The following is a 6,402-nucleotide window of genomic DNA, read 5'->3' as shown; positions in this document are numbered from 1 at the left end:
ATCATTAGAAAGTATTTTCCAGAGGCGTTCACCGTCGAGGAAATAGTGAGTTGTGCCGTACAGCCATTACTGGTCAATCCAGTAAGAAGAACTAAACAATTGTTTTCTACAGTTTAGTTTGTACGGTGAAATAATCAACGAGGATAGTATTGAGAGGAAGGTAGTGAATGGCTGCGACTGATTATAAAGACTATTATGCAATTTTGGGTTTAAGTAAAAGTGCTTCGGCTGATGAGATTAAGAAAGCCTACCGTAGATTAGCTCGTAAATATCATCCGGATCTCAATCCCGGCGACAAAACGGCGGAAGCACGCTTTAAGGAGATTAATGAAGCCTATGAAGTGTTGTCAGATCCGCAAAACCGCAAGAAGTATGATCAATTTGGTCAATACTGGAATCAGGCGGGGGGTTCAGGGGGATGGCCTAGTGGGGGAACGACGGTAGATTTTAATAACTTGGATTTTAGCCAGTTTAGTAGTTTTGACGAGTTTATCAATACTTTGTTAAACCGAACAGGAGGAACTCGTCCGGGTGGAAATGGAAGTCGCAGCTATTCTTATCGCACAAATACGGGTAGAACGACTGGGTTTGGAAGCGGTTTTGAGGATTTTTCCTCAAATTCCAGCAGAAGCACCTCTAAAAGTTCTTCTCGGGATCAAGAAGCGACGATTTCTTTAAGTTTGAGCGAGGCTTTTCGAGGGGTGAAAAAGCAAGTGGGTGGAGGTGAAGTTTCTATTCCTGCGGGGGTGAAGTCTGGAAGTAAAATTAGAGTTCGGGGTCAAGGTCAACTCGATCCTTCCACACAGCAACGAGGCGATTTATACTTGAAAATAGAGATTTTACCCCACTCGTTTTTTCAGTTTGACGGTGATAATTTAATCTGTGAAGTTCCGGTTACGCCGGATGAATTGGTATTAGGAGGATCGATTGAAATTCCGACTCCGGATGGTTTGGTAACGATGAATATTCCGGCGGGTATTCGTTCCGGACAAACGCTAAGGTTGCGGGGTAAAGGTTGGTTAAAACCTAAAGGCGGTGGACGCACCGATCAATTGGTAAAACTGGTGGTTGTTCCCCCGAAAGATCTGAGTTCAATAGAGCGGGAATATTATGAGAAAATACGGGAAAATCGGAGTTTTGATCCGCGCAGTGATTTACAGCAAATAAAGCTTTAAATTTAAAGCTGAAACCCTTACCCCATACAGCTTAAAGACTATTTTTTTCCCTATAATATCTGTGGATAATCAGTGACCGGAAAATCAACCCAGCCCAGTTCATTCTTGCCTGCCGACCGAGCTTAAATTCATTCAAGTTCGCAAGCGGCAGGTTACATTCCGCGACTTGGCTTGCCATATTCTAGCCAAGTTCTTAAGCTTCTAGTTGATAATTAGACGCGCTGCACTGTTTGGCGTCCACTCTGGACACCACCTCGATTTATCAGTGCTGACTATTTTCTGAACAGTTTTCAAGAAAGTGAAGTTTATCAATTATAGCACTTCGCTAGTCGTCTAGTTACAAAGTAAAATAGGGTAAAGCAAAGAAAAAGAAGTAGTAGATTTTATGGCGATCGCAAGTTAATTGAAAAAGCCGGATGTGAATTATTATTCTTACCCCCCTACTCTCCTGACTTAAACCTCATAGAACATTGGTGGCAGAAAGTCAAAACTGCTATTAGAAAAGAACTACCATTATATGATTTTAATATCCATAAGGCTACAGATGCTGCGTTTCAGTATTTGTAAATACACGACTCGCTTCTGCGCTATAGAAGTCCTCTACCCAATTCGATAAAAACCTGGTCTAGTAAGCAGTCCAGCCACCATCTGTCGCATAAGTCCCGCCCGTTAGGTTAGCCGCATCCGCAGACAGCAGAAATAAGATGATTGCGCCTTGCTCCCAAACCGTTGCCATCCGCTTTTGTGAATCAGATGCCATCAACAGGCTCTGTGTTTTAAGCGATGCTGTAGGACTGTTTGCCCCTTCTTTTTGCGCTTCCTTCATAAACTCGAATGCCCGATCCGTCATGGGCGTTGCGGTGGCTGCCATGTTCACCGAATTAACGCGAATGCCGTAGGGCGCATAATCGAGGGCTGCCTGTCGGGTTAATCCAGTCACGCCATGTTTGCTGGCAACATAGGCAGGATTGCCACCCAATCCAGTTAACCCAGCAATGGAGCCAATGTTGACGATCGCCCCACCTTTGCCCTGTTTCACCATCTGGCGCAGTTCAGCCCGCATCGACTTGAATACACCCGTGGTGTTGGTCGCCAGCACCGCATCCCAATATTCATCCGTTGCCTCATGGATGGATTTAGGGAGCAAGTTGCGCTGTCCCTGAAAGTTCAGTGGTTGACCGGGATCACCAGCGTCCATCACGCCCGCCGCATTGAGTGCCAGGTCTAACCCACTATAGAGTTGTACCGCTTCTGCCACGGCACGATCGCACACAGCAGTTTCCACTACATTGCCCACGATCGCGGTCGCCGCGTGTCCTTCTGCCTGAATCTGGCTGATGGTTTCAGTCAGTTCTTTGACTTTGCGGTCTAACCCAATAACTTTTGCCCCCTCCCGTGCGGCTCGAATCGCCGTTGCGGCTCCAATTCCGGTTGCTGCACCAGTGATCAGCAATGTTTTGCCATCGAAGCGGTTAGGAATGAAATAGTTGGGGTCAGTGGGAGTGATGTCAATCATTGGGGAGTTTCCTTGGGGTAGGTTTGCAGAGGTTGCGATCTGAGGCGATGCAGCGTTGGCATGATAGGAAGAGAGGGCAAGGGTCGCCAAGCACGACCCGACACCCAGGGCAAGAAACTGGCGACGGTTGAGCAGGTGAGCCAACACTTCTTGCACCCCGGGACATTCAACGTCGAGATCGGAAAAATCAGGTTCCATTAGCCACGATTCAGACTGGATGTTGACACTATCGATGCTGCGTTTCAGTATTTGTAAATACACAACTCGCTTCGGCGCTATAATTTAAATTAACGTCAGTTCGACGAACTAGACAAAACCGAATATTAGCTGAGACTAGGTTTGAAGCAATTGAATCTCAGCCAGCACTGCTTGAGTTATGAAAATGCGGGTTCAGTGGCTTGATCAGTGATTTCTTGAAATTGAATAATATCTTGTCTGGGATCAACATGAGCCACCTTAACTGTAAAACGTTCTCCGAGTTGAGCGTTACGATTTAATCGCATGGGTAACTCCACAGCCAGTTCTTCGAGGAGAACCAGTCCTAAATTACTGTCTTCCCGCAGCCAACGCAATAAAATCGCTTGCCAGGTTTGATCGAGGTGACGGCGAAGAAACTCCAAACTCCAGTAACGATTGGTTTCTCGTTCGACCTTTGATGCTTCCTTGACCGATGGCCCTAAACTCATTACCATTTCTTGCATCTGATCGGCTGAAAAGGGAGGGGTTTCTCCTCGTAAATGAGCTTTAATTTGAAAATGGGCGAGTAAGTCACTGTAGCGACGAATTGGAGAAGTTACTTGAGTATAGGTCTCTAAGGCTAAACTGGCATGACGAGCGGGGGTTAAACTGACTTCACTACGGGGCATATAGCGACGCATCGCACAAGAGCGAACAGCCCCAGGGGGAAGTTGCAGAAGTTCTTCGGCAGGCGGTAAGTCAGGTTGGGGTTGACTGCGATAGGGTAACGCTAAATGATGAGTTTGACCATAACGGGCAGCGACTTCACCTGCTAAAATCATCATCTCAGCAACAATTTGGCGAGAAGGGGAATCTTCTAGCACCTTAATGATGATCTCGTCTCCCTCGACTTTAATTAAACACTCGGGCATATAAATACTGATTGCCCCTTGAGAGTCTCGCCATTGCTTACGCCGTTTAGCCCAAGTCGCCAGTGCTTCTATCTCGGGTTCGGCTGTGATGGCCAATTGTAGCATCTCGTCAACATCATCATAGGTGAGGCGGTAGGTCGGCTTAATTGTACTCGCGTGAATACTATAATCTTTGACCTGGCCGTTTTCATCTAAAATCACGCCAAAGCTTAAAGCACAGCACAGTTTTCCCTCGACTAAGCTCATAGGGCCAGTGGCGAGTTCAGAGGGGAACATAGGAATAATACCCGTCGGCAAATAGACTGTTGTGGTACGTCGTCGGGCTTCGAGATCGAGTGGATCTCCAGGAGACAGCAAACGAGTGGGATCGGCAATGTGAATCCATAATCGCTGCTGACCATCCTCCATGAATTCTACACTCAAACCATCATCAATCTCACGGGTACTCTCATCGTCGATCGTGTACACTTTGAGAGCCGTGAGATCAAGACGGTTAGAATCGGGATCGGGCGGCTGAGAATTTAGACACTGTTGAGCCACTTCAAGTACCTGCATAGGAAACTGTGTGGGAATTTGAGTGCGACGTAGCGATAAATTCTCGTGCGAACTCCAAATCCCCAAATCCACCAAAACCTCAAAAGCGGCACTGGCCGTTTGAGGACGCTCCAAGGTGGCTAAAGTTTCAAAGGCTGAAGTCGCATGAGAGGCTTCTTCTCCGTTTAAAGCCAAACGCTCTAAAGCGTCCAAGCGATGTCGGTCACTGTTCTGCCATTCGACAGGCGTTCCCGCTAGGCGCTGCTTGACACGATTCCAAAATTCTTGGGTTTCTTGTTGTCGTTGCTGCTCAACCTGTTGCTGATGTTTAATTTCTGCGACTTGATTAGGCGAACGAGGTTCGTAGCGATCACCCTTTTGTTTGAAGTAAAGCTTATCATCACAAAGTAGGAGATGACTTGCATAGCATTGGTGAGGATCTTTAGCGGAGAATAGCAGCATTGCCATTTCTTGGGGATTGACCGTTTCTCCCTGCTCAACCAAAATTTCCCAAGCCACCTCCAGACTAGAAGGATCGATATAAGGCTGTAAGTCTTCAACGAAGATTGATAGATCCGATGGTTTGTAGGTTTCCCCGACTAGTTCATAAGTGATTTGTCGAGGATGAATCGTATGAGAGTTTCCTTGCTCATCTATAACAATCCAGTGCTTTTTTCCTTCAGGACGATCAGCAACGGCAAGACGACGCTCTCCGTGTACTCTAAATTCGATCAGAGTTCCCTTTTCCACCAATTCTCTTAGCCTTCTTTGTTTACGAAGGGCAACATGGCTAAAATTCTAGCTTGTTTGATTGCTTTTGTCAGGTCTCGTTGCTGTTTACAAGTTAAACCTGTAATTCGACGAGGAAGAATTTTTCCTCGCTCTGTCACAAACTTACGCAGTAACTCAATGTTTTTGTAATCTATTGGAGTTTTGGGGTCAATGGGTGAAACCTGGCGACGAAAGTAGCTCATTGTTTTTTGTTCCTTGTCCTAAAATTGGTCAGTTTGTCGTTAGTTTGGTTTTTTCTTCTGTTGATAGTTACTACTTAATTTCTTTATGGACAGTGTGCTTGTTACAGTGAGTGCAGAACTTCTTAAGTTCAAGTCGTGATGATGTATTCCGACGGTTTTTAGCTGTTGTGTATCGAGAAACCCCTTTTGAGCGTTTATCTGGGTTTGTCCGACACTCTGTACATTCTAACGTGATGATAATCCGAACACCTTTAGCCATGATCCTATAAAATCTCTGTTTAGTTTATTTAAGCACAAATAGTAATTATTTCATATCTTTTTTGATTTTGTCAACCCAGTGGCGAATCTTAATATCGAGAGAGTAGCCTCGTTGAGTTCCGACAACAAGAGTTCTCCCGAGGCGATCATGAAAGGTCTGTGGGTTGCGAGTTGTATCAAACAAAACTAGACCACAGTCTACAGCGATGGGAATCCAAAATAACAAAATTCCTGCATTACCCGAAACAACACCACCCAGTCCCAATAAGGCTAAAAATACACTTACGCCTATCACAGCCTCTCGCCTGGATAATTCCAAGATTCCAGGAGTTTTGTTATATCGGGGGTCAATTACTGTTTGATCAAAAGCCCAACGTCCCAAACTTTGCCCTTTATTTTTGGCGACTAAAAACACTCGCAAGCTGAACCAAAACAAAATAAACAGAAAAAATCTCAAAACTCCATTAGAACCAATCAGTGAACTGAGCAACCCCACGATGAATATATCAGTCCCCAAAGCCGCAGTGCGACGCCAGGTTGGAACTCTCGGATAGGTAGGTGGAACTAAATCTGAACTCATTGCCAATCACAGATTATACTGCTCAAATTTCTATTTCTATCCTGACACTTTCTATCTGAGCTGCCTAGATCACTAACAATGTTAAAACCTCTCTCTGAAAATTCAGAAAGAGGTTAATGATCAAAACAAAACCCAAAAGACTGCATAGAGAAATCAGAAGTAGAGTAACAGAGGTCAAGCCCTCGGTCTGTTAGTGTGCCTTGGCTACATCCATCACTGGACTTCCACCTAGCACCTATTAACGGGTAATCTGCCC

6 protein-coding genes and 1 pseudogene are annotated in these 6,402 nt (G+C 45.4%); 2 read left to right on the top strand and 5 right to left on the bottom strand.

The genetic code is table 11. From position 1 onward, the window contains the following. Positions 1 to 167: 167 nt before the first annotated feature. Positions 168 to 1,175, top strand: a complete 1,008-nt coding sequence (locus VB836_RS30160) for a DnaJ C-terminal domain-containing protein (RefSeq protein ID WP_323225229.1) — start codon at positions 168 to 170, stop codon at positions 1,173 to 1,175. Positions 1,176 to 1,568: 393 nt separating this feature from the next. Then, positions 1,569 to 1,742, top strand: a pseudogene (locus VB836_RS30155) (transposase); the annotation flags it as partial. Between the two features lie 58 nt (positions 1,743 to 1,800). Here VB836_RS30155 and VB836_RS30150 read toward each other — a convergent pair. The 5 genes from VB836_RS30150 to VB836_RS30130 form a co-directional block, all read right to left on the bottom strand. Next, positions 1,801 to 2,889: an SDR family NAD(P)-dependent oxidoreductase gene (locus tag VB836_RS30150; protein ID WP_323225227.1), complete on the bottom strand. Its 1,089-nt coding sequence runs from the start codon at positions 2,887 to 2,889 to the stop codon at positions 1,801 to 1,803. Positions 2,890 to 3,065: 176 nt separating this feature from the next. After that, entirely contained in the window at positions 3,066 to 5,084 is a 2,019-nt protein-coding gene (locus tag VB836_RS30145; protein ID WP_323225225.1) for a ribonuclease catalytic domain-containing protein, read from the bottom strand. 8 nt (positions 5,085 to 5,092) lie between these two features. Next, positions 5,093 to 5,308 carry a 30S ribosomal protein S18 gene (gene rpsR, locus VB836_RS30140; RefSeq protein WP_009784963.1) on the bottom strand — a complete coding sequence of 72 codons (216 nt, stop codon included), beginning with the start codon at positions 5,306 to 5,308 and terminating at the stop codon, positions 5,093 to 5,095. A gap of 70 nt (positions 5,309 to 5,378) precedes the next feature. Beyond that, positions 5,379 to 5,567 carry a 50S ribosomal protein L33 gene (rpmG, locus tag VB836_RS30135; protein ID WP_323225219.1) on the bottom strand — a complete coding sequence of 63 codons (189 nt, stop codon included), beginning with the start codon at positions 5,565 to 5,567 and terminating at the stop codon, positions 5,379 to 5,381. Positions 5,568 to 5,612: 45 nt separating this feature from the next. Next, a complete protein-coding gene (locus VB836_RS30130; protein ID WP_323225217.1) occupies positions 5,613 to 6,146 on the bottom strand; it encodes an RDD family protein in 534 nt (177 codons plus the stop codon). Positions 6,147 to 6,402 lie beyond the last annotated feature (256 nt).

Origin of the sequence: Limnoraphis robusta BA-68 BA1, from assembly GCF_034932365.1 — a bacterium.
Taxonomy (GTDB): Bacteria; Cyanobacteriota; Cyanobacteriia; order Cyanobacteriales; family Microcoleaceae; genus Capilliphycus; species Capilliphycus robustus.
The sequence above is the reverse complement of the archived record's forward strand: the minus strand, read 5'-3'. Positions and strand labels throughout refer to the sequence as shown.

Bases quoted from the DNA above. Each gene is read 5' to 3' on its own strand.
- VB836_RS30160 (WP_323225229.1), top strand. From the start codon at position 168: ATGGCTGCGACTGATTATAAAGACTATTATGCAATTTTGGGTTTAAGT.
- VB836_RS30150 (WP_323225227.1), bottom strand. From the start codon at position 2,889: ATGGAACCTGATTTTTCCGATCTCGACGTTGAATGTCCCGGGGTGCAA.
- rpsR (WP_009784963.1), bottom strand. From the start codon at position 5,308: ATGAGCTACTTTCGTCGCCAGGTTTCACCCATTGACCCCAAAACTCCA.
- rpmG (WP_323225219.1), bottom strand. From the start codon at position 5,567: ATGGCTAAAGGTGTTCGGATTATCATCACGTTAGAATGTACAGAGTGT.
- VB836_RS30130 (WP_323225217.1), bottom strand. From the start codon at position 6,146: ATGAGTTCAGATTTAGTTCCACCTACCTATCCGAGAGTTCCAACCTGG.